Origin of the sequence: Embleya sp. NPDC020630 (assembly GCF_044334985.1) — a bacterium.
In the GTDB taxonomy this organism is placed as follows: domain Bacteria; phylum Actinomycetota; class Actinomycetes; order Streptomycetales; family Streptomycetaceae; genus Embleya.
In genome coordinates this window covers 139,378-160,725 of sequence record NZ_JBIRUB010000018.1, presented here as the reverse complement: position 1 = coordinate 160,725, position 21,348 = coordinate 139,378, and the positions used below count along the sequence as shown (strand labels likewise).

The 21,348-nt window shown below is 71.4% G+C and carries 16 protein-coding genes and 1 pseudogene; 8 read left to right on the top strand and 9 right to left on the bottom strand.

All coding sequences use genetic code 11. From position 1 onward, the window contains the following. Positions 1–237 precede the first annotated feature (237 nt). Both ACH4XV_RS38570 and ACH4XV_RS38565 read left to right on the top strand, forming a co-directional pair. Positions 238–870: a hypothetical protein gene (locus ACH4XV_RS38570; RefSeq protein WP_395797561.1), complete on the top strand. Its 633-nt coding sequence runs from the start codon at positions 238–240 to the stop codon at positions 868–870. Between the two features lie 203 nt (positions 871–1,073). Further along, positions 1,074–1,191, top strand: a pseudogene (locus ACH4XV_RS38565) (transposase); the annotation flags it as partial. A 653-nt stretch (positions 1,192–1,844) separates the two neighbouring features. Here ACH4XV_RS38565 and ACH4XV_RS38560 read toward each other — a convergent pair. Next, positions 1,845–2,549, bottom strand: coding sequence for a TetR/AcrR family transcriptional regulator (locus ACH4XV_RS38560; RefSeq protein ID WP_395797559.1), 705 nt, complete (start codon positions 2,547–2,549; stop codon positions 1,845–1,847). Between the two features lie 155 nt (positions 2,550–2,704). Here ACH4XV_RS38560 and ACH4XV_RS38555 point away from each other — a divergent pair, with 155 nt between their 5' ends. The 3 genes from ACH4XV_RS38555 to ACH4XV_RS38545 all read left to right on the top strand — a co-directional run bounded on the left by ACH4XV_RS38555 (position 2,705) and on the right by ACH4XV_RS38545 (position 5,406). Further along, positions 2,705–3,511, top strand: a complete 807-nt coding sequence (locus ACH4XV_RS38555) for an alpha/beta fold hydrolase (protein WP_395797557.1) — start codon at positions 2,705–2,707, stop codon at positions 3,509–3,511. A 186-nt stretch (positions 3,512–3,697) separates the two neighbouring features. Then, positions 3,698–4,270, top strand: coding sequence for a dihydrofolate reductase family protein (locus ACH4XV_RS38550; protein WP_395797555.1), 573 nt, complete (start codon positions 3,698–3,700; stop codon positions 4,268–4,270). Between the two features lie 164 nt (positions 4,271–4,434). Continuing rightward, a complete protein-coding gene (locus ACH4XV_RS38545) occupies positions 4,435–5,406 on the top strand; it encodes an SDR family oxidoreductase (RefSeq protein ID WP_395797553.1) in 972 nt (323 codons plus the stop codon). Here ACH4XV_RS38545 and ACH4XV_RS38540 read toward each other — a convergent pair. The 3 genes from ACH4XV_RS38540 to ACH4XV_RS38530 form a co-directional block, all read right to left on the bottom strand. After that, positions 5,397–6,425: a helix-turn-helix transcriptional regulator gene (locus ACH4XV_RS38540; protein ID WP_395797551.1), complete on the bottom strand. Its 1,029-nt coding sequence runs from the start codon at positions 6,423–6,425 to the stop codon at positions 5,397–5,399. The two genes, ACH4XV_RS38545 and ACH4XV_RS38540, sit on opposite strands and share 10 nt — an antisense overlap. Before the next feature lie 193 nt (positions 6,426–6,618). Next, positions 6,619–6,855 carry a hypothetical protein gene (locus ACH4XV_RS38535; protein WP_395797549.1) on the bottom strand — a complete coding sequence of 79 codons (237 nt, stop codon included), beginning with the start codon at positions 6,853–6,855 and terminating at the stop codon, positions 6,619–6,621. Positions 6,856–6,957: 102 nt separating this feature from the next. Beyond that, on the bottom strand, positions 6,958–7,425 hold the full coding sequence (locus tag ACH4XV_RS38530) for a MarR family winged helix-turn-helix transcriptional regulator (protein WP_395797547.1): 468 nt from the start codon (positions 7,423–7,425) through the stop codon (positions 6,958–6,960). A gap of 30 nt (positions 7,426–7,455) precedes the next feature. Between ACH4XV_RS38530 and ACH4XV_RS38525 the strand changes: the two genes are divergently transcribed. Next, a complete protein-coding gene (locus ACH4XV_RS38525) occupies positions 7,456–8,535 on the top strand; it encodes a GNAT family N-acetyltransferase (RefSeq protein WP_395797545.1) in 1,080 nt (359 codons plus the stop codon). 2,490 nt (positions 8,536–11,025) lie between these two features. Beyond that, positions 11,026–14,466 carry a BTAD domain-containing putative transcriptional regulator gene (locus ACH4XV_RS38520; protein ID WP_395797543.1) on the top strand — a complete coding sequence of 1,147 codons (3,441 nt, stop codon included), beginning with the start codon at positions 11,026–11,028 and terminating at the stop codon, positions 14,464–14,466. Here ACH4XV_RS38520 and ACH4XV_RS38515 read toward each other — a convergent pair. The 5 genes from ACH4XV_RS38515 to ACH4XV_RS38495 form a co-directional block, all read right to left on the bottom strand. After that, positions 14,447–15,211, bottom strand: coding sequence for a hypothetical protein (locus ACH4XV_RS38515; RefSeq protein ID WP_395797541.1), 765 nt, complete (start codon positions 15,209–15,211; stop codon positions 14,447–14,449). The two genes, ACH4XV_RS38520 and ACH4XV_RS38515, sit on opposite strands and share 20 nt — an antisense overlap. A 42-nt stretch (positions 15,212–15,253) precedes the next feature. Then, on the bottom strand, positions 15,254–17,140 hold the full coding sequence (locus ACH4XV_RS38510) for a serine/threonine-protein kinase (RefSeq protein WP_395797539.1): 1,887 nt from the start codon (positions 17,138–17,140) through the stop codon (positions 15,254–15,256). Positions 17,141–17,606: 466 nt separating this feature from the next. Beyond that, complete coding sequence (locus tag ACH4XV_RS38505; RefSeq protein ID WP_395797537.1) at positions 17,607–18,071, bottom strand: hypothetical protein; 465 nt, start codon at positions 18,069–18,071, stop codon at positions 17,607–17,609. Between the two features lie 690 nt (positions 18,072–18,761). Further along, on the bottom strand, positions 18,762–19,154 hold the full coding sequence (locus tag ACH4XV_RS38500) for a nuclear transport factor 2 family protein (RefSeq protein ID WP_395797535.1): 393 nt from the start codon (positions 19,152–19,154) through the stop codon (positions 18,762–18,764). A 70-nt stretch (positions 19,155–19,224) separates the two neighbouring features. Beyond that, positions 19,225–20,478: an MFS transporter gene (locus tag ACH4XV_RS38495; protein WP_395797533.1), complete on the bottom strand. Its 1,254-nt coding sequence runs from the start codon at positions 20,476–20,478 to the stop codon at positions 19,225–19,227. Positions 20,479–20,581: 103 nt separating this feature from the next. Here ACH4XV_RS38495 and ACH4XV_RS38490 point away from each other — a divergent pair, with 103 nt between their 5' ends. Further along, positions 20,582–21,157 carry a TetR family transcriptional regulator gene (locus tag ACH4XV_RS38490; protein WP_395797531.1) on the top strand — a complete coding sequence of 192 codons (576 nt, stop codon included), beginning with the start codon at positions 20,582–20,584 and terminating at the stop codon, positions 21,155–21,157. Positions 21,158–21,348 lie beyond the last annotated feature (191 nt).

Below are 21,348 nucleotides of genomic sequence, written 5' to 3'. Positions count from 1 at the left end.
ATCGCCGCACATCACCCACACCAAGGTCCCCACCCATGACCTGAACAACGACCACCAGGCCCAGAAGTCACGGCAAACGCAATTGCAGTACTAGGCGGCGTTTTGGGGAGCAAGGTCTGAGCCGGAGGGACCGCCGCGCCGGCCGCGCCCGGGGCACCGCCACCATCCGCCCACGCTGTCGGCGGCAGCCGGCACGGATTGGCATCATGGTCACATCGTCTGAACCCGGGGGACCCCATGCGCATGCGCGCTCTCGCCTACGCCGCAGCAACCACCGTCCTGAGCCTCACACTTGCCGCCTGCTCGGGCGGCCACGAGGTGGTCAAGTCGGGCACCAGGGAGAACCCGGACAGCCCGCACCCACAGGGCCCGAACTGCAACGACCCCAACATGCCCGTCGGTGAATGGCGCAAGAACTGCGACACCGCACCGCCGACGCCGAAGAGCCCCACGAGAACCGGCCACGTGGGTGACACCATCCATGTCGATCGCGGCGCCGGCGGCCAGACGTTCGACATCACCCTCGTTTCCGTCGTGGACCCCGCACCGCCGGTCTCCACATACGACTGGGCGAAACCGCGCCCCGGGAACCGGTACATCGCACTCCAGTGGAAAGTCGTCACCGGAACCATGCCGGACTCGTTCAGCCCGAACTCCCTCACCCGCATCGCCGACGACCAGGGCACCCTGTACGGCGATCTGCCCAGCGGCGAGAGCAATGCCGGGCCGAAGTTCCCCACCACGTTCCCCCTTCCACCCGGAACGACCAATACCGGCTACGTCACCTACGAGATCCCGGTCACCGCAAAAGCGGCCTCAGTCCGCCTCGGCGTCACCGACGTCATCGCCGCCGAATGGCAACTCGCCTGACCGCGCGGAGAGTGGGCTCGGCAGCCCACCCGGCGCGGCGTTGGGACGTCGGCGTGCTGATTACGACGCCCTTCATCGTCGACGTCCTGACGGTTGGCTCGTTGTGCCGGCCGTGGGTCGCGGTGATCCGACGCAGGTTGAATGGGACGTGCCGGGGCCGTTGTTGCCGCCGAGGGGGTGGCCGTGGCGGGCGGTGGGCGGACCATCGCACGACGGTGAACGGGGTGTTGTACCGGTTGCGGACGGGGGTGCCGTGGCGGGATCCGCCTGAGCGGTTCGGGGACCGGCAGACCGTCTACCAGCGGCACCGCCGCTGGTCCCCGGACGGTACCCGGGACCGCGTGCCGACCGCGCGGCCACCGCAAAAAGGGGATCGTCGACCACCGCTCCGGCGAGGCGCTCGGCCGGGCCCTCGGTGGGCTGACCAGCAAGGTCCACCTCGCCTGCGACGGCGCGGTATCCGGCACACGATCCCCGAGCCTCTCGACCAGGCCAACGCCCGTCGGCTTCCACCGCGAGGACCACCGCCGCCGCACCGAGGCCGAACGCACGGTCAACCGCCTCAAAGCGTTCCGCGCCGTCACGACGCGCTACGACCGGCGCGCCTACGTCTTCCACGGCCCCGTCCCCCTCGCCGCCATCCGCCTCTGGCTCAGACCTTGATCCTCAAAACGCTGCCCAGCTGGGTCATGTTGCCGGTTGCAGTCAGTGGATGTCGGGTCGTGCGAGGTCTGCGATCCAGGCCATGGCGGCTCTGATTCGCCGGGCAAACCGGTGCCCCGGTCGAACGGTCTCCGACCGCCTACGCCCACTCACCCAAGAACGCGGCTTACCCGATGACGGTCTTCTTCGTCTCGGCGAGTTCGGCCGGGCGCAGCAGTTTTGCCCAACTTCCGTTGCGCAGGCGGGCCTTCGCGTAGGGGCGGCACGTCCGAACCGTCCGCGCGCCCGGGTTCCGTGGCCCGTGGGGACGTTCACCCATGCATGCCCTGGCGGTCGTCGGTGGTCGGTGGTGTGAGGAGGCCGTGTTCGATCATGTCGACGAGGTCGTCGGTGGACGCGCGGGCCTGGGCGGGGGGGAGGCCGCGAAGGGGGCCGTCGACGAGCAGCGCGGCGAGGCCGTGGACGGCGGACCAGGCCAGGAACTCGGCGCCGGGGCGGCGGGTTTCGTCGAGCGCTCCGGCGTCGACCAGGTCGTCGAGGGCGTCGCCGAGGATCTGGAACGGGGTGCGCCCCGCGGTTCCGGCGGCGGTGCTGTCCTCGGCCTGGGCCATGTCGGCGTGGAAGGTGAACGCGATCCGGAACAGGCCGGGTTCGGCCTGGGCGAAGGCGACGTAGCCCTGCCCGACGGCGCGGAAGCGCGTGCGGGCGGTGGACAGCCGGTCGGCGTCCCGGGCCGAGTGTGCGGTGGCGGCGTCGATCTCGGCTTCCATCGTGACCGCCAGTCGGGCCATGGCGGCCTGGGCGACGGCGGCGAGGAGGGCGTGGCGGTCGGCGAAGTGGCGGTAGGCGGCGTTCGGGGCGACGCCCACGCGGCGTGTGGTCTCCCGCAGGACCACCGCGTCGGGTCCTCCGGCGCGGGCCAGTTCCAAAGCGGCTTCGATCAGCGCCCGGCGCAGATCGCCGTGCCGGTAGGTGCTGCGCGAGCGGGACGGGGGCTCGGGGCGGTCGACGGGCACGCTTCCTCCATTGTGGACGGCGTCCACATGTGTGTGGCAGGATCCTGACATCCGCCGCAGCGGCCGGTTCCGACCGCCCGCACCATGTGGACGCTGTCCACAATAGCGGTCCGCCGCGTGCATACCGGCCCCGCGCCCATCTCGAAAGGCTCGTCATGACCGTCACGCTCGCCCCCGCCCCTGTCGTCTCCGCGGACGGCACGCCCATCGCCTACACCTCCACCGGGACCGGTCCCGTGGTCGTGTTCGTCGACGGCGCCCTGTGCCACCGCGCCTTCGGCCCCGGCCCCGCCCTCGCCGCGCAATTGGCCGCCCACCACACGGTCCTCACCTACGACCGGCGCGGGCGCGGCGCCAGTGGCGACACCGCGCCGTACGACGTCGACCGCGAGATCGAGGACCTCGCCGCGATCATCGCCGCGGCCGGCGGCACGGCGTACCTCGTCGGAATCTCGTCGGGTTCCGCGCTCGCCCTGCGCGCCGCCACCGCCGGGATCGGCGTGCGCAAGGTCGCCGTGTACGAGCCCCCGTTCACCACCGACGAGGCCGGCGCCGCGGACTTCGCCGGTTACGTCCGCAATCTCCGTGCCGCGCTCGCGGAGGACCGGCACGGCGACGCCGTCGCCGAACTCATGCTCTATGCGGGCGCTCCGGCCCCGGCGGTCGAGCAGATGCGCGCCGCCCCGATGTGGCCCGCGTTCGAAGCCGTCGCGCCCACCCTCGCCTACGACGCCGCGGCACTGGGCATCGACACCGGCGCGGGGGTCCCCGCCGGGCTCCTCGCGGACATCACCGTGCCCGTCCTCGCCGTCGACGGTGACGCAAGCCCCGAAACCCTCCGCGCCCCCACCCGCGCCGTCGCCGCCGCTATCCCCGCCGCCGGCTACATCAGCCTGCCGGGCCAGACCCACGACGTCGCCCCGGCTGTCCTCGCGCCCGTTCTCGTCGACTTCTTTGCCTGAGCACCCCTGGGCGACCCGGCGCCGCAGCGTCACTGCCGCGACCACAGCCGGGCGCCCGAAGAACTCGAACGGGGGAAGACGGTTTCCCCGTGATCCATAGTCCAAGATCATGTCCGGTGCGCCGCGAAACGAGCGCACACCGACCGAACCCGCCGGAAACGGCGACGAGACACTCAGGAACCTTCGATGCGTACTTTGATCAGCACCGCCTTCGTCTCGCTCGACGGCGTCGTGGAGGGCCCGGGCGGGGAGCCCGGCTACCGCAACTCCGGATGGACCTTCAAGGACATCGAGTTCCTCCCCGAGGCGTTCGAGATCAAGGGCCGTGAACAGCAGGAAGCCGCGGCGATGATGATGGGCCGGGTCAGCTACCAGGCGTTCAGCGCGGTGTGGCCGGACATGGCCGACTTCGCCGACTACAAGGTGATGCCGAAGTACGTCGTCTCCACCACGTTGTCCGAGGGCGACCTGGTGTCGAACTGGGGCGAGACCACGATCCTGCGCTCGCTCGAGGACGTCGCCGCGCTGAAGCAGACCGACGGCGGTCCGATCATCGTGCACGGAAGCGCCACGTTGAACCAGGCCCTGTCGGACGCCGGCCTGATCGACCGCTACCACCTGCTCGTGTTCCCGCTCCTGCTCGGCGCGGGCAAGCGCCTGTTCAGCGCCACGGACAAGGACACCCAGAAGCTGAAGCTCGTCGAGCACGAGGCGTACGCCAACGGCGTGCAGAAGAACGTCTTCGACGTCGTCCACTGACCGAGGTTCCACGGTCACCGCCGCCAGACCGCGCGCGATCCGGATCGCCTCGCGAACATGCCCGCGGGCGGTCCGGCCCGGTGCGCGCGGACATCCGGGCATGCGCGCGGACATCCGGGAAAGGGTGACGTGTTCTGTCACTATTGGCGTGGATGATCAATGGCATGAGTCAGAAAACGTCTCTTCCGAACAGCGCTCCGAATGCCTCCCAGGAACGCCCGCTCGCGGGCCGAATCGCACTCGTGGCCGGGGCCACCCGCGGCGCCGGGCGTGCCCAAGCCGTCGAACTCGGGCGGGCCGGGGCCACCGTCTATGTCACCGGACGCACCACCCGCACCCAGAACAGCGAGGTCGGCCGGGCGACGGAGACCATCGAGGAGACCGCGGAACTCGTCACCGCGGCCGGCGGCACGGGCATCGCCGTCCCCACCGACCACCTGGACGAGGAGCAGGTCCGCTCCCTCGTCCGGCGGATCGACCGAGAGCAAGGGCGGCTCGACATCCTCGTCAACGACCTCTGGGGTGGCGAACACCTCCTCGTCGCCTCGGTCTTCGGCAAGAAGAGCTGGGAGACCCCGCTCGCCGACGGCCTGCGCATCCTGGATCTCGGTGTCCGCTCGCACGTGATCACCGCGGCGCTCGTGCTGCCGCTCCTGATCCGCTCGGACGCACCGCTGCACGTGGAGATCACCGACGGCACCGCGGTCTCCAACCGCCGCTACCGCGAGAACATGTACTACGACCTCGCCAAGAACGCCCCGATCCGGCTCGCCTTCGGGCTGGGCCAGGAACTGGCGCAGTACGGTGGCACGGCGGTCGCCGTCTCGCCGGGGTTCATGCGCTCGGAGCAGATGCTCGCCCACTTCGGCGTGACCGAGGGGAACTGGCGCGACGCCATCGCCCGGGAACCGTCCTTCGCGATTGCCGAGTCCCCGTACTTCCTCGCCCGCACGGTCGCCGCCCTGGCCGCCGACCCGGACCGGGCCGAACGCTGGAACGGCAGGTCCACCTCCAGCGGGGAACTCGCCAGGATCTACGGCGTCCGGGACGTGGACGGCAGCCGGCCGGATGCCTGGGCGTACTTCGAGGACGTGACCCACGGCGGGAAGGACGCCTCGGCGGACGACTACCGCTGACCCTGCGGCTCCGTCCCGTAGAGCGCGGCAAGGGCGAGTGCGCGCTCGCGGAAACGGGCGCGCAGGCCCGCCGGCGCCAACACCTCCACGTCCGCGCCGAGCCTGCTCAGCTGGTCGAAGGCGACATCCGGTGACTCCGCCGGCAAGTCGAGCGTCACCAGCCCGGTGGCATCCGGCTCGCTCGCGCCGGACAGCGCCTCCTCGATACCGGCCTCGTCGACCACGGCGGGCAGGCGGCGCAAACCCTGCTCCGTCAGGCGCACCGTGACGCTCGTGCGCAGCAGGGTCCGGGCGAACCCGGCCGCGTGCGTCGCCCAGTGCGCGGCCAGGTCGAAAGCCGCATCGCGCACGAACGGTTCCGGCGCGCCGGGAGCCAGTGCCGTGACGCGGTCGACGCGGTAGGTACGCCAGGCCCCGTCACGGCTCGCCCCGTCGGCCGGGTGCCGGGCCACGAGGTACCAGAAGCCCGCTTTGAGGACGAGCCCGTACGGCTCGACCGCACGGGACACGGTGGAGGGCGGCGAGCCGTCGCGGCCCGGCCGCGCATAGGCCAGTTCGACAGTGCGGTCCGACCACACGGCGCGGGCCAGTTCCGGCAGCAGCGCGGGCGTGCACGGCTCCCGAAACCAGGCCGGCGCATCGAGATGAAACCGGCGCACCGACGACTCGGCCGCCGCCCGCACCGACGGCAGCAGGGTGGCCGTCACCTTCAGGCGGGCGCTGTCCGCCGCATCCGACAACCCCAGATCCTGTAGCGCCGTGGGCAGACCGGAAAGGAACAGCGTCTCCGCCTCCGAGGGGTGCAGTGTGGCGAGTCGGGTTCGGTAGCCCGGCGCCAGGTGGTACCCGCCCACTCGGCCGCGCTCCGACCTGACGGGGATGCCGGCCTCCTGCAACGCCTGGACGTCGCGGATCACCGTGCGCTCGGAGACGTCAAACTCGCGGGCGATGGCGGAGGCGGTCAGGCCGGGGCTCAACTGGATGAGCAAGGCCATACGGATCAGGCGGGCGGCACGCATGGCCCAATGATCGTGGACACCGCCACCGACACGGCGTCCGGTTGGACGGATTCCGCTCGCCACGCCCGCCGTTCGCGGGATCGGCCGGAGCGGGCCCGGCCGGGGACGGCGGGATCGACGTCGTCGGCAACCGCGCGTCGGCGTCGGACCGAGTCCGCCTGCGAGGCGGGGGTCCATGACGCGGGACCGGAGGTCAGCGGCGTCCCGCCTTGATGGCGTCGACCACGTCTTTCGCCTCCTTGAGACTCGCGCCGGTGGTCTCCCGGTGGACCTTGATCGCCTGCATCGTCCGGCCTTCGTCCACGAGCGCCCGGATCTGGGCGAGTTCCGAGTCGTCCTCCTCGATGCCGAGGTGACGCAGAATCAGATCGAGTTTCCGCTCCACCCGGACGAGCCGGCTCTCCACGGTGCGATCGGTGCCGAACATCATGCCCCGAAGTCTATTACTGCAACGGTGTTTGCCCGTCGGGGTGGGAGTGGGTCGGGGCTCGCCGGTCGCCGTCGTAGGTGCGCGGCCGACCGGCGCTCGCCGTCAGCCCTCGATGTCCTCCAGCTTCCGGGCGATGCGTTCGAGGGCGCCGAGGTCCTCGGGCGGGAGCCGGTCGATGAAGTGGCGTCGCACCGAGGCGACATGCGCCGGGGCGGCGGTCTCGAGCGTGTCCAGGCCGTGGTCGGTGAGAATGAGGAAACATCCTCTGCCGTCCGCCGGGTCGGGCGCACGTTGCAGGAGGCCGCGGGCTTCCATCCTGGTGGCGTGTCGGGAGAGCCGGCTGCGGGACCATCGCATCTTGGTGGCCTGTTCCCGCAGGGTGCTGGTGTGGTCGGGCCGCTCCGACAACGTGCTGAGCACCTCGTAGTCGGGCTCGGAGAGCCCGATCGCGGCCAAGTCACGCGCCGTGGCGGCCTGCACGGCGACCACCATGCGCCGGTAGGCCCGCCACGCCCGCTCTTCGTCCGGATTCAGCCAGCGCACATTCTCGGTCGAGGATTTCTTTGACATGTAATCAATCTAGCGGTTACTTTCGTTTCCATGTCAACGAAAACGCCGCGCGTCCTCGTCCTCGTGTGCAGCACCCGGCCCGGCGCCCTCGGCCCGGCGGTCGGCACGTGGTTGATCGAGACGATCACGCCTCGCGCCGGGGAACTCGACGTCGAACTCGTGCCCATGGCCATCGGCGACCTCGACCTGCCCTTCCTGGACGAAGAGGAGCATCCGTCGTCGGGCCTCTACGCGCACGAACACACCAGACGATGGAGCGCGCTCGTGGACGCCGCGGACGGCTTCATCGTGGTGACGCCGGAGTACAACCACGGAATGCCGGCGACCCTGAAAAACGCGCTCGACTACCTCGGTCGCGAGTGGGCATGGAAACCGATCGGCTTCGTCAGCTACGGGAACACCTCCGCAGGCACGCGCGCGGTCCAGCACGCCAAGCAGGTGGTGACCACACTGCGCCTGGTGCCGCTGGGACGCACGGTCGCGATACGCATCGGAGACGCGGTCGAAGACGGACGGATCCGCCCGAGCGCCACCCTCGCCGCCGCGGCCGTCGGTGTCCTGGACGAACTGGTCCGGGTCGCCCACGCCCTACGCCCGATGCGCGAAGGGGCACACCCCGACCTGCGGCCCGGCCCGCTGCCGGGTTCCTACCTGAGGCGGCTGACGCCTGATGACGCTGCCGAGGTCACGGTGGTGCAGCGGTGCTGCTGGGTGGACGAGGCCCTTGCCAACGACACCCTGGCCATCCCGGCCCTGCACGAGTCGCCGGAGCAGACAGGCGAGTGGCTGGCAACCTGGCACGCCATGGGATTGTGGCGGGACGGCCGGCTGCTGGGCATGGTGCGGGCCCGACGCGTCGACACCGACTGGCACCTGGGCCGCCTCGGCGTCGTACCCGACCTGCGAGGCCGGGGACTGGGCCGTTGGCTGTTGCGCACCGCCGAAGCCGCGGCCGACCCGAGCTGCCGCCGCCTCGTGCTGCACACCGGCGTCCACAGCCGCCGGAACATCGCCCTCTATCAGGGCGAGGGATACCAGTCGGCGTCACACACCGACGATGACGGAACCGCCCGCCTCACCAAGGACATAACCCCGCCGGCCGTAGCGTAGACCCCGCCCGCCGGCGAGCGACGTTCAACCAGGTCAGGGCTCGGATCGAGGGCCGGTTCGGTCGAGTGGAGCCCCGGGCCGGTGTCCGCGCCCACCTGATCGGGCTGCCGTCGAACGTCGAGCGCAAGAACCGCCGGCAGTCGGCCGAACAGCCCGATCGCGCCCGCCCCGGACCGATGCAGCGGCTGCCGCGGCACCCACACCGGGACGCCGACGCCATCCGGGCGTGCTCAGCAGGAGTGCAACGGCAGTACGCCGGTACCGCAGGACGCGTCGAGGCCTCCCCGGGTCGAAGTCTTACCGGCCTACGCCACCAGCCGGGGAAGGGCACTGATCGACGGCCGGCCCCACCTGCCCGAGCACCCCTGGCGTGGTGATCCCGAACGCCGTCACGCTGCCGGGATACCCGACAACGTACGGTTCGCGACCAAGCCCCACCCGGCCCGGGAGCCACGTCCGCAACCGAATCTCATGGCACCGGCACATCACTCTGGCCATGCTCGCCCTTATCTTCCTTGCAGCCAACGCCGCCGGTCAGGCCCCCAACCGGCCTGACGAACCCACCACTTGGCCCGCAGCCTCGAACCGCTCCCGCTGACCGTCCCGGGGATCCGCCGGCTACTCGCGATCGTCGTCGACCCACCGGCCCCGTCAGCGACCGGGGTGCCGCACTGGCCCACCTGGCGCAGACGCCACCAGACAGCAGCCCGACACAGCCATTACCGGCGACGATCCGCCGACAAGGCGGCTGGATAGATCACGAAACCAGCCGGCCGGGCCGGGGTCGGGGCCGGGCCGGGTGCTTGCGGCAGGCGTCGTGTTTCGGTCGGGAGGTCGGAGCCGGCCAGAGCCGCGGTGCGGGCCGCCGCCGGGCGTGTGGGGCTCCGAAACTCGAGGCTCGCGGCGAGGCGCGGGCTTTGCTCGGCGGAAAGCCGGCCGGTAGCGGCGGGCGGGGAGGGCGGCGCGGTTGGGCCCGCCGCGTGCTTTCCCGAGTGGGTCGGGCGTTTGCGGCGGGCGTTGCGCTGCGGTCGGGGTGCGGGCGGGTCGGAGTCGCCGGGCCGGCCGCCGCCGGCGTGCGGGGCTCCGAGACTTGGGGCCCTGGTGAGACGCGCATGTGGCTCGGCGGAAGACCGGCCGGCAGCGGGAGGGCGGGGGAGGGGTCGGGTTGGGTCTTCCGGGGAGCATTGCCGAGTGGATCCAGCGTGCTTCCGGGGGAGTTGGGGTTCGAAGCCGGATCGCGATGGGTGGTTCGAAGCCTTGAGTTTCGGTGAGCTGCGGTTTTGCGTGGTCGGGGCGGAGAATCGGGTGTCGAGTGCCGGTTTCGTGCGCCTGGGGCTCCTCGACGGCGGTGGGAGAGACCGAAACTACCCGGTCGAGTCGGTTTCGCGCGCTTCGGCCTCACGCAGGCCGGCGAAGACGACCAAAACTGCCCAGTGAGGGCCGGTGGGGGCCGAAACCGGATCCCGAGGCACCCGAAACGGCTCTCCTTCTGCTCCGACCTGCCGTTTTCTCTCACTTCGGCGCCGCGGCACCCAACGCCGTCCGGTTTCGTAAGCCTTCGTCACTCACAAGCCCACCGCACACAGAAACGCCCCGGCCACTCGCAAGGGCCCCCGGCAAACCCAACCCGACCCCTCACCCCTCCCCGCCGCTGCCGGCCGGGTTTTCCGCCGAGCAAAGTGCAGCTTTCGTCGGGGGCTTCGGGCCTTGGAGCCCCGCACGCCGGCGGCGGCCGGCCCAGCGACTCTGACCGGCCCCGCACAGGCCCCACCCGACCGAGGCGCAACGCCCGCCGCACACGCCCGACCCAACCGCACCGCCCTCCCGCCCGCCGCTGTCGGCCGGACTTCGCCGACCAACGCGCGTATCACCGGAAACCCGGGGCCTTGGAGTGACAACAGCCAGGCGGGGGTCCCCACGGACCGTATGGCTCTTCGAGTTCAGCGCAGAAGGACGGGCAGTGCAGACTATTGCGAACTCGCCCATAACACCCCATTGACCACTTTCGGAGTAATGGGACCTCCTCGCGCCGACGTCGTCGGCGCGAACAGCCGCCCCCCCGGCACGCGCAGCGCCTTTCCCCTGGCCGGCCGCAGGGCCGTTTTGCCGTCCATGGCGCATGGCGCATGGCGCCGTCGACAGCCGACCGGCCGGCCGCAGTTGCCGCGCGCATCATCGAGGGCAGAGCGGTGTCGCGCGCGGTCGAGCGGTTCCCCGGCCGCCCGTTCGCCGGCCGCGCGCAGCCTCCACCGATGTCTGCGCCCGTGACGACGAGGGTCTGCCCGGCCGCTCCGAAGCCGTCATCCGTATCGCCCCGAACCCGACCGCTCGATCCGCCGCCGACCAGCGAGAACACCGCATCCCCGCACGACCCGGCACCTCATGCCGAACAGTACGTTCCGGCAACGGACTTCGGGAGGGGACGACCTCCGGCAACTCGCCGCCCCGTGCTCGAACGGGCGCGGCCGTCGCCCCCTGTGGCGTGCCACCATGTGTGGATCACGACAGGGGGCGATGATGCGAGACGGGCTGCGGATCAGCGTGTTGGGCGAGGTGAGAGCCACGTTCCAGGACCAGGTCGTGGACCTGGGAGGGCTTCGGCAGCGCGCGGTGCTGGCCCTTCTGCTGGTGGCACGGGGCGGGATCATCACCAGTGACCGGCTGGTCGACGGGGTGTGGGGCGGATCGCCGCCGCCGAGGGCGCAGGGCGCGCTGCACGCGTACGTCTCGCATCTGCGACGCCGGCTCGAACCCGGGCGGGAGGCCAGGTCTCGCAGCGGCTTCATCGTCAGCGAGGGCTCCGGATACGTCCTGCGGATACCGGATGAGGCAGTCGACGCGTGGTGCTTCGAACAGTCACTGCGGCATGCCGCCACGATCACCGACCCGGCCGAGGTGGTGCGGGTGCTCGAGGGCGGACTGGCGCTGTGGCGAGGACCGGCGTTCGCCGAGTACTCGGCGGAGTTGTGGGCCCGGGGGGAGACCGCACGGCTGGCGGAGTTGCGTGAGGTGGCTCGTGAGCGGCTGCTCGCCGCACGCCTCGAGCGTGGTGAGGATACGGTCCTCGTGCCGGAGATCGAGGCACTGATCGGACAGGACCACCTGCGCGAGGAACGCTGGCGTCTGCTCGCCCTGGCCCTCTACCGTTCGCACCGGCAGGGCGACGCGCTGAGCGCGTTGCGGCGCGCCAGACAGGTCCTTGCCGAGGAACTCGGGACCGATCCCGGCTTCGCTCTGCGCACCCTCGAAGCGGACGTTCTCGCACAGTCACCCGCGCTCGACCGGCCTGCGGCCACCGGATCGGCGCACCGAGAGACAGCGACCGCGGCCCCGGAGGGGACGCGAATACAGCCGGCCGGCGCAGCCCGATCGGCTTCCCGGGGCGCGGACGTCCTGGTGGACCGGGACCGGCAACTGAGCGAACTGGGCGACTGTCTGGCCGGTGCGCTGAAGGGCAGGGCCGGCATGGTTTTCGTGGAGGGCCCCGCCGGTATCGGCAAGAGCCGTCTACTCGCCGAGGTCCGCCGACTGGCCGCCGAACATGACGTGCTGACGCTGACCGCGCGCGGCAGCCAGCGTGAGAAGGACTACGGATACGGCGCTGTGCGCCAACTCCTCGAACGCCTGGTCGCCAGACGCGGCGGCGAACTGATGACCGGAGCCGCCGCCGCGTCCACCGCGGTCTTCGACCCCGACGCGGCCGACCCCGGCCACCAGCCCGACAGCTACGCGGTCCTGAACGGCCTCCATCAGTTGACCCTCAGGCTCGCCGCCGAACGCCCCCTCCTCCTGGCGATCGACGACCTGCAGTGGTGCGACACCGGCTCGCTCCGCTTCCTGGCCCATCTCGCGGGCCGCCTCGAAGGACTTCCCATCCTCATCGCCGTCACCCTGCGTACCGGCGAACCGCACCACGACGGGGAGCTGCTGGCCGAACTCGCCGACAACACCGCGGCCTTGCGGATCCACCCCACTCCGCTCACGCCGGCGGGCGTGGCCGACGTGGTCCGCGACGCGCTGGGCGAGCCCCCCGACGCGACGTTCGCCGAGGCCTGCCACCGGGCCACGTCCGGCAACCCCCTCCTATTGCGCCAGTTGGTACGGGCGCTCCAGTCACGCGGCATCCGGCCCGAGGCCGCCCACGCCGGCACCGTCACCTCCGTAGGGTCCAGGGCCGTCTCGCAGTTGGTTCTCAGCCGCCTCGCCCGGCTGCCCGCCGACGCGACGATCGTGGCCCAAACGGTCGCCGTTCTCGGCGACGGCGCGACACTGCCCGACGTCGCCGCCGTCATGGACGTGTCCGAAAACGAGGCGGCGAACGCCATCGCGCCCTTGGTCCGGGCCGAAATCATCCGCGACCACTACCCGTTCGGCTTCGTGCACCCCCTCGTGGCAGACGCGGTCTACCGGGATCTGCCGCCCGGCGAACGACAACTGCGGCACGAGCGGGCCGCCCGCATCCTGCACGCCGCGGCCTCACCCCCCGAGCAGACGGCGGCCCACCTGCTGCTCACCCCGCACCGCGGCGACCCCTGGGTCGTCGACATGTTGTGCACCGCCGCCCGGGAAGCCGCGGGCCGCGGTGCCGCCGACGCCGCGGCCACCTACCTCACCCGCGCCCTGCGGGAGCCGCCCGGCCCCGCCCGACAACCCGAGGTGCTTCTCGAACTCGGCCGCGCCGAGACCCTCGGCAACGGTCCCGCCGCCGTGGAACACCTGCGTCAGGCCTACGAGACGCTGACCGACCCGCCGCGCCGGGCCGCTGCGGCGCTTCTCCTGTCCCGGATCCTGGTCTTCGCCGGCCGACAGGGTCAGGCGACCGAGTTCGCCCGAGGTGCCGCGGCCCGGCTGCCCGCCGAACTGAAGGACGAACGGCAGGGCCTGCTGGCGCTGGAGCGGATGAGCGCCTACATGCACGGCCTGGACCGGCAGCCGTGGCGCAGCCCGCAGGACGCCGTCATCGACGGCGACGGCTCCGGCGCCCGGATGCTCGCCGCCTACCTGTCCTGGGAAGCGGCCCAGGACGGGAGCGAACGCAGCGGGGCCGTCGCGCTCGCCCGCTCGGCCGTCGCCGACGGTGTACTGCTGGACGCTGGGGAAGAGCTGCTCTGGTACGCCGCCGTCATCGTCCTGCACCTGGCGGACGAGGAGGTCGGAGAGCTGTGGGGCGCGGCACTGGCCCGTGCCGACGAGCGCGGCTCGCTGTTCTCCGTCCTCTCGACCCACATGTGGCGGGGTTTCACCCAGTGGGACCGGGGAGATCTCCGAGGGGCACTCCAGTCCCTCACGATCTCCGTGGAGCTGCACCAGGCGTGGGGCCTCGCACCCGGTGCCTCGCGAGTCTGGGACATCCTGACGGGGGTTCTGCTGGATCTGGGCGATACCGCCGGTGCCCGTGCGTGCCTGGATCGCATGCGCGCCTCGGCCGGGGATGCCGAGGGCGACCTCCTCACCAGGGAGACGCAGGCCCGGGTGCTCATCGCGGAAGGGCGTCACGACGAGGCGCTCACCGGCTTGGACGCCGCCCGGCGGCTACCGTCGTCCGTGGTCAACCGTGCCTGGTGGCCGTGGGCGCCGCTGCGTGTGCAGGCGCTGGCGGGTGTCGGCGAACGGGCCGAGGCGGAGACCCTTGCCCGGGAGGAGCTCGCGCTGGCCCGCCGATGGGGCGCGCCGAGCATGCTGGGTCGGTCCTTGCGGGTGCTGGGCGAACTGCGCGGCGCCCACGGGGTGCCCGAACTCCGGGAGGCGGTGACGCTGCTCGCGCCCGGTTCCGCCCGTCTCGAACATGCCCGTGCCCTGTACTCCCTGGCGGTCCACGGCCCCGCCCGGGAGGCCGAGTCCGCCTTGCGCCGGGCGTACCCCATCGCCGAGCGCTGCGGGGCCGCCAGCCTCCTGCGGTCGATCGGCGACCTCATGGGCAGGCGTAGGTGAAGGTGGCCGACGCGTCCGTCGGGTCGGGCGACAGGATCTCCAGGGTGGCGGTCGCCTGCACGGTCCCGTGGCCGTCGAAGGTCCAGCGCAGGACGACGTCCGTCCGGTGCGCGTCCCGGGCGACCCGCTGCCGGAGAACGCCGGAAACCGTGCCGTCGCTGCGCTTCCAGCGGTAGTCCACCGTGCCTGCGCGGCCGTTGGTGTGCAGGGTGCCGACGACCGTGGCGGTGCCGTCGCAGGCCGGACCCGCGGCGTCGGCGTGGACGGTGGCTCCGGTCACGGCGAGCGCGGGTGCGTACCGCTGCCAGGCGAGGTAGCCCAGTACCGCGATCAGCACGACCGCCGGCAGCAGCCAGCCGCCGAGGACGCCCCTGCGCGATCGGCGTCGGCGTGGGACGTCCTGCGGCCTCGGGCCCGGGGATGAGGTGCCGTGCCAGACGCTCGCCACCCGGCCGTCGGTGCGGTCCGTCGGGGTGGGCACTCCGGGGCCGAAGCGGGTCGCCCCCTCCGACCCGGGTGCGATGGGTTCGGGGGTGTGGAGTGTGGTGGCGAGGGTGGTGGGAGGAAGTCGTACGGTGCCGCCTTCGTCCGTGCGGGGGAGGCGCATGGTTGGCCCGGGTGCGACGGGTTCCCAGGTGTGGAGCGTGGCGGCGAGGGTGGCGGGTGGCAGTCGTACGGTGCCGACCTCGTCCGCGCGGGGAAGGCGCACGGTGCTCTCGTCGGGGATGTCCTGAGGTGTGGTCATCCGGCATCTCCTCTCCTTCGTACGGCGTGGATCCCCGGACTCTCAGCGGGGCGGATTGCAGCCGCGGGGCGCCGAGACGGTCACGAAGGCACCGTTGCCGGAACCGGCGGCCGGGCCGGTTGAGACCTTGACGCCGAGGTAGGGCGAGCGTTCCGGGGTGATGAACGTGTGGGTGTACCTGCCGGAGACCTGTGTCCGCCCCTTGGGAAGGGCGACCGCGTCGGTGGCGACCACCGTCCCCACCGCCCTGGCGGAGGAACCGGTGAACCAGGTCAGGTTGAGCGTTCCGTCGGCGGCCCCGTCGGTCAGTACGGTCACGGAAGCCACCAGGGCGCACCCGGAGGCCGACGGACCGCTCGCGTCGATCTTCACGGAGACGACGTGGAGTTCCGGTGCCGGGGTGGCGGGCGGCACGATGGTGCCCCCGCCCGAGGTACCGCCGCTGCTCGCGCCTCCCGAGGTGCCGGTGCCTGCGCCCGACGATCCGCCCGACGATCCGCCGGATCCGCCCGACGGCCTGCCCGAGGCGCCACCGCCGGTGGTGCCGGAACCGGACGAGTTACCGCCTCCCCCGCCACTCGACGAACCACCGGGGAGGTCGTCATGGCCCGCTGGGCTGTCCGTGCCCGGCGGTGCCGTGCTCGGGGCCGACGGCTCGTCGGTCGCCTCCTGCGCCGAAGCGGACACGCTGGGCGCTCCGGTCGTCGACGGCTCGTTGCTCGCGGTTGCGCTCGCGGAAGCACTGCCGGATGGCGAACCGGACGTCGAAGGACCGGACATCGCCACCGGTTCGTTCACCGAGTGATCGCTGCCCACGGCCACCGCGGTCATGGCGATCCCACCGAGCAGCAGCGTGCCGGCGGCCATCCCGGCCAGGGCCTTTCCCTTCCGGTTCAGCGGCGGACGACTGTGTTTGCCCCGGGCCGGGCCGGGCCCGGAGCCGGGGGTGGCGCTCGATACAGGGCCGGGGCCGAGATCGGTGGTGGCCGGCGCCGTGGTGTCCGAGGCGCCGCCGGGGTCGGCCCGGGGGAACAGCAGGGGGAGCAGGGCCGCCAGCGCGGCGAGTTTGCGCTGCCCCCGTTCCTCCCAGTCCTCGCCGTAGGCGGCTGTCGCCACGACTTCGAGTTCGGCTACGAAGTCCGCAGCGGTGGCCGGACGTTTCCCGGGCGTCTTGGCGAGACCGCTGCGGATCAACGGACGCACCCGCTCGGGGGCGAGCTCGTCCGGGACGGGCGCCCCCATGTGCTGCATCGCCAGTTCCCTGAGGGTCTCGCCGGCATACGGCTTGGCGCCGGTGAGGCACTCGAAGAACGTGGCGGTCGCCGCGTACACATCGGTCGCGGGACTCGCCGGCCGGCCGGTCCACTGCTCGGGCGCCATGTACATGGGGGTACCGGCCGATTCCCCGGCATCCCCACTGGGCACCGCAATGCCGAAGTCGACCAGCTTGGACGTCCCGTCGGCGGCGATCAGGACGTTGTCGGGCTTGTAGTCCCGATGCACCACCCCGGCCGCATGGGCGGCGGCAAGGCCGAGCAGCGATCCCTTGAGTACGGCGAGTGCCGCCTCGGGCTCGGTGGCGCCCTCCTGCCCGAGCAGCGCACGGAGCGGAATGCCGTCCACCAGCTCCATGACGATCGCCGCACCGAGGGACGTCTCCACGTACTCGTAGAACTCGACCACATAGGGGGACCGAAGGGTGCCCAGCAGCTTGGCCTCGGCGCGGAACCCGGCGAGGAACGTGCTGTCGCCGCGCAGCCGTTCCGACAGGTACTTGATCGCCACCGGCGACCCGGTCCCGTCGTGCCGGGCGAGCATCACGCGGCCACTCGCGCCCGAACCCAGCTCCCTCGACGGCGTGTATCCGGGAATCATCCACGGGTCCGCGCCGGGTCCGTCGGCCGCGGGGAAGACCTGCGGCCCGCTCATGCGACACGTCCGTCCACGGCGAGGCCGCCGAGGTGCGCCTCGGACACCCGGGAGCCCCACGCGCGGCGCGGGCCGTGAACAGGCGCCCCCTGGAGCACACCGCCACGGTGGGCACCGACGACCGTCGGATTCAGCATTTCTTCCGTCCTCGTTCTGTCGGATGGGCGTGAGTTGCCCTCCTGTACATGGTTCGATGCCGGTCTTGCGGCTCGCTTGCATCCGCTTCGCAAGGTCCGGAATTCCGGACGGGGACGGCTCGGTGGGCCTGCCCTGACCGCGCTTGTTGTTGCCATCTCGTCCCGGTGCCTATTGCTGCGTTCCGGTCGTCATTCGGAAATGATCGTGCCGGGCGTATTCCGGGTGCAGTCGACATTGCGACGTCCGCCATTTTGCGTACCGGAGGGAGGGCCGAACCGACGGTGGCCGGTGCCGGCACCACGGTCCGGCCGTCGGCGGGCGGAGGCCGTCAGAGCTCGTCCAGGATCCTTCCCTTGGCCAGCTCGAATTCCACAGGCGTCAGGGCACCCGAGATCAGCAGCGCCTGCAGGCGTTCCAGTCGCACGAGTGAATCGCCGGTCATTGCCAGAGACTCGTCCGCCGCGAGGGCCCGGTGGAGCTGCAGGTGGCGGAACATGCCCACGGCCCGCCCGGTCACCACGGCGTTCGGGCGGGCGGGGCGCGCGAACGGGTCGAGGGGGCCACCCCGAAGGCCCGCCGCGAGCAGAAAGGCGCTCAGGATTCCCGTGATCGAAGATATCGGCAGTGCGAACGCCCATAGAGTGGTTCCTGCAGGGCATTCACGCTTCGACACGTAAACCCCGCCGGACGAACAACTACCGGTGCGCATCAATTGATAGAAACTGTACGCGGCGACTGCCAGCGAGACGAGAAGAAAAAGGCCACCGATACCGGCGCGTAGAAAGGATTTCATGATCCCGGATTCCCTTGAAGGCGTGGCTCGCGAGCCGGCGAAGGACGCCGGTGTCCCGTCCACATCGGTCGGCCCACCGCGAGGCCCCGCCGTAGTGTCACGAACAGTCCCTTCCGCGCTGATCCGTACGGGCGGGTGGCAGCGCGAAAGCCGGAAGGCGCGGACGCCGCCTGCGTGTTCCCGGCTTCGGCCGGGCCCCGTTCCGGTGGACGAACCCCCGGCTGAGCCAACTCTCCTCCGCCCCCTTGCGGTGGACTTGCGACCGACTGGCAGTCGAGACCCACGAAACCGGCACTCGACACCCGATTCTCCGTCCCGACCACGCGAAACCGCAGGTCACCAGAACTCAAGGCTTCGCACCCACCCATCGCGATTTGGTTTCGAACCCCAACTCCTCCCGAAGCGCTCCGGATTGACTCGGGAAGGTCCCCCGGGAGACCCGACCCGCCCCCTCCCGCCGCTACCGGCCGGTTTTCGCCGACCAAAGCGTGGATCTCACCGGAAGTCCGGAGTCTCGGAGCCCCGCACGCCGGCGGCGGCCGGCCCGGCGACTCTGACCGGCCCCGCGCCGGCACCACCCGGCTGAGGCGCAACGCCCGCCGCACACACCCGATCCACTCGGGAAGGTGCCCGGCGGATGCGACCGCGCCGCCCTCTCCGCCCGCCGCTGCCGGTCGGGTTTCGCCTTGGCTATTGGGTGAGTTGGGCTTGGAAGACGGCGGGGTTGAAGTATGCCTTGGCTTCGCGGATCAAGCCGGTGGTGTCGTCGAGGTCGTAGATGTTGATGCCGGACCAGTTGACGGGTTTGCCGTCCGGGGTGACGGCGGCGCCGTACCAGGTGACGGCGACGTGGTTGCCGACGGTGTGAGCTTGGGTGGGAGTCAGGCCCAGGAAGGGGTGGAAGTTGGGTATGACGGAAGCGATGAAGGTGCGGATGGCGGTGCGTCCGGTGATCGGCGGAGTGCCGATGGGGTCGTGGAAGACGCCGTCTTCGGCGAAGGCGGCGGCCCAGGTGTCGGCATCGCCGTCCTGGGAGGCGCGGAAGAACTGGAGGACGGCTGGGGGCATTGCCGGGAAGGTCATGATGGGGTCCTTGTTGGTTGTTGGTTGTTGGTTGTTGGTTGTGGGTCGTGGGGTCGTGTTGTCGGGGGCCTCACCGTGTTGTGGTTGTCGGTTGGGGAGCGGGCGGCTTCGCCGTGGCCCGGGTCCTTCCGTGGCGGTGTGAGGCGACGTGGATGAGCAGCACGATGGTTGCGGCGAGTGCGGTGAGGGCGCAGATGCCTTGCCAGCCCAGTCGGGTGTAGGTGTGGATGCCCAGCCAGGAGCCCGCGCTGCCGCCGAGGAACGAGCAGGTCATGTACGCGGTGTTGAGCCGGCTGCGCGCTTCCGGGCGCAGCGCGAAGATGCGTGCCTGGTTGGCGACTTGGCCGCATTGGATGGCGACGTCCAGCAGGAGCAGGCCGGCCGCCAGGGCGGTGAGTCCGATGACGCCGGCGAGGGATCCGAGGGTCAGGATCGCGGCGGCGGCGAGGGTGGCCAGGGCGCAGGAGAGATTCACACGGGCGGGGCCGTGGTGGTCGACCAGGCGTCCGGCGGCCGGTGCGTAGAACATGCCGGCGGCGCCGATCAGGGCCAGTAGTCCGACGGTCTGGGTGTCCAGGTCATAGCGGGGGCCGGTGACCAGCAGGGCGAGTGCGGTCCAGACGGCGCTGAAAGCGCCGAAGAGGATGGCCTGGTAGAGCGCCGAGCGGCGCAGGGCGGGCTCGGTGCGCAGCATGCGCAGGGTGTCCGCGAGCAGCGTCGGGTAGCTCTCGTGCCCGGACGCGGCGGTGGCCGGGAGGGCGCGAGCGAGGACGACTGCCAGGAGCGCGGTGAGTGTGGCGGCGATCAGGTACGGCGCCCGCCAGCCCAGGTGTTCGCCGGCGATGCCGCCGAAGGTGCGGGCGAGCAGGATTCCGCCGATCAGGCCGCCTTGCAGGGTGCCGATGATTCGGCCCCGGTGCTCGGGGGCGACCAGGCCCGCGGCCATCGGCAACAGCACCTGAGGGACGACGGTGGCGATGCCGACCGCGGTGCCGGCGGCGAGGAGTACGCCGAACGCGGGGGCGAGACCCGCGACGAGCAGCGCACACGAGGTCACCGCGAGCAAAGTGGTGATCAGCGGTCGGCGCGGCAGTCGGTCGCCGAGGGGGACCAGCAGGAAGATCCCGAGCGCGTAGCCGAGTTGGGTCAGCGTCGCCACCGCCGCCGCTGTGTCGGGGGTGAGGTCGAGGCCGTCCGCGACGAGCGGGCCGAGGGCCTGCGGGAAGTACACGTTGGCCACCGAGACGCCGCAGGCCAGGGCCATCAGCAGGGACAGTCGCCGGCGCGGCTCGCCGGGCGGTGAGGACTGATCGGTCGGGGACATCACATTCCTCCAAACGAACGAACCAGATAGTTCGGAAGCTCGTAGGAGAGCCTGGCACGCCACCGCGCCCTCGTCAAACGAACCGGTTCCTTACAATCGCTCCATGGCCTACGACTCTGCGGCAACCAAGGAACGCATCCTGGCGGCGGCGACCGCCGAATTCGCCGCGCACGGCGTCGCCGGCGCACGGGTGGATCGCATCGCAGCCCAGGCCGAGGCCAACAAGCGGGCCATCTACGAGTACTTCGGCGACAAGCAGCAGCTCTTCGCCGCCGTCCTCGAACGCCTCATGGCCGACCTCGCCCGAGACGTCCCGCCCGGCGACGACGACCTGCCCGCCTACGCGGAACGCCTCTTCGACCACCACCGCGCCCACCCCGAGGCGCTACGCCTGCTCATGTGGGAAGCCCTCGAACTCGGCGACCGGCCCGTCCCCGCCGAGGACGCCCGCACCCGTCACTACCAGGACAAGATCCGGGCCGCCACCACCGCACACCCCGACGACGACCCGCGCAGCCGGCTCTTCTTCACCCTCGGCCTGGTGGCATGGACCCTGACCATGCCGCACCTGCGGCGCATGATCCTCGGCCCCGACACGACCCTCGACCACCTCCGCCCCGCCATCGCCAACGCGGTCGAGGCCCTGCCCACCGAACGCACACCGGGCGAACCGGCGTAGGACCGCCCACGGCTCCGCCCCGCTGCCGGGCGGATGGGAGGCGGTTCCCGCCGCGAACGGCCGCTCCGCGGTGGGCGGTTCCGGGGCAGCCCCGGAACGGGGTTCCTTGCCGAGGGCGGTGTTTGCGCGGGAGTCGTCCCGCCGTGCGAGGCTGCATGCCATGGCGCCTGCGACCGTCCGAGGACTTGTTC

What these genes read in the sequence shown, in the direction of transcription:
- ACH4XV_RS38570 (WP_395797561.1), top strand. Translation starts at nt 238, where the DNA reads ATGCGCATGCGCGCTCTCGCCTACGCCGCAGCAACCACCGTCCTGAGC.
- ACH4XV_RS38555 (WP_395797557.1), top strand. Translation starts at nt 2,705, where the DNA reads ATGACCGTCACGCTCGCCCCCGCCCCTGTCGTCTCCGCGGACGGCACG.
- ACH4XV_RS38550 (WP_395797555.1), top strand. Translation starts at nt 3,698, where the DNA reads ATGCGTACTTTGATCAGCACCGCCTTCGTCTCGCTCGACGGCGTCGTG.
- ACH4XV_RS38545 (WP_395797553.1), top strand. Translation starts at nt 4,435, where the DNA reads ATGAGTCAGAAAACGTCTCTTCCGAACAGCGCTCCGAATGCCTCCCAG.
- ACH4XV_RS38540 (WP_395797551.1), bottom strand. Translation starts at nt 6,425, where the DNA reads ATGCGTGCCGCCCGCCTGATCCGTATGGCCTTGCTCATCCAGTTGAGC.
- ACH4XV_RS38535 (WP_395797549.1), bottom strand. Translation starts at nt 6,855, where the DNA reads ATGATGTTCGGCACCGATCGCACCGTGGAGAGCCGGCTCGTCCGGGTG.
- ACH4XV_RS38530 (WP_395797547.1), bottom strand. Translation starts at nt 7,425, where the DNA reads ATGTCAAAGAAATCCTCGACCGAGAATGTGCGCTGGCTGAATCCGGAC.
- ACH4XV_RS38525 (WP_395797545.1), top strand. Translation starts at nt 7,456, where the DNA reads ATGTCAACGAAAACGCCGCGCGTCCTCGTCCTCGTGTGCAGCACCCGG.
- ACH4XV_RS38520 (WP_395797543.1), top strand. Translation starts at nt 11,026, where the DNA reads ATGTGTGGATCACGACAGGGGGCGATGATGCGAGACGGGCTGCGGATC.
- ACH4XV_RS38515 (WP_395797541.1), bottom strand. Translation starts at nt 15,211, where the DNA reads ATGACCACACCTCAGGACATCCCCGACGAGAGCACCGTGCGCCTTCCC.
- ACH4XV_RS38510 (WP_395797539.1), bottom strand. Translation starts at nt 17,140, where the DNA reads ATGAGCGGGCCGCAGGTCTTCCCCGCGGCCGACGGACCCGGCGCGGAC.
- ACH4XV_RS38505 (WP_395797537.1), bottom strand. Translation starts at nt 18,071, where the DNA reads ATGAAATCCTTTCTACGCGCCGGTATCGGTGGCCTTTTTCTTCTCGTC.
- ACH4XV_RS38500 (WP_395797535.1), bottom strand. Translation starts at nt 19,154, where the DNA reads ATGACCTTCCCGGCAATGCCCCCAGCCGTCCTCCAGTTCTTCCGCGCC.
- ACH4XV_RS38495 (WP_395797533.1), bottom strand. Translation starts at nt 20,478, where the DNA reads ATGTCCCCGACCGATCAGTCCTCACCGCCCGGCGAGCCGCGCCGGCGA.
- ACH4XV_RS38490 (WP_395797531.1), top strand. Translation starts at nt 20,582, where the DNA reads ATGGCCTACGACTCTGCGGCAACCAAGGAACGCATCCTGGCGGCGGCG.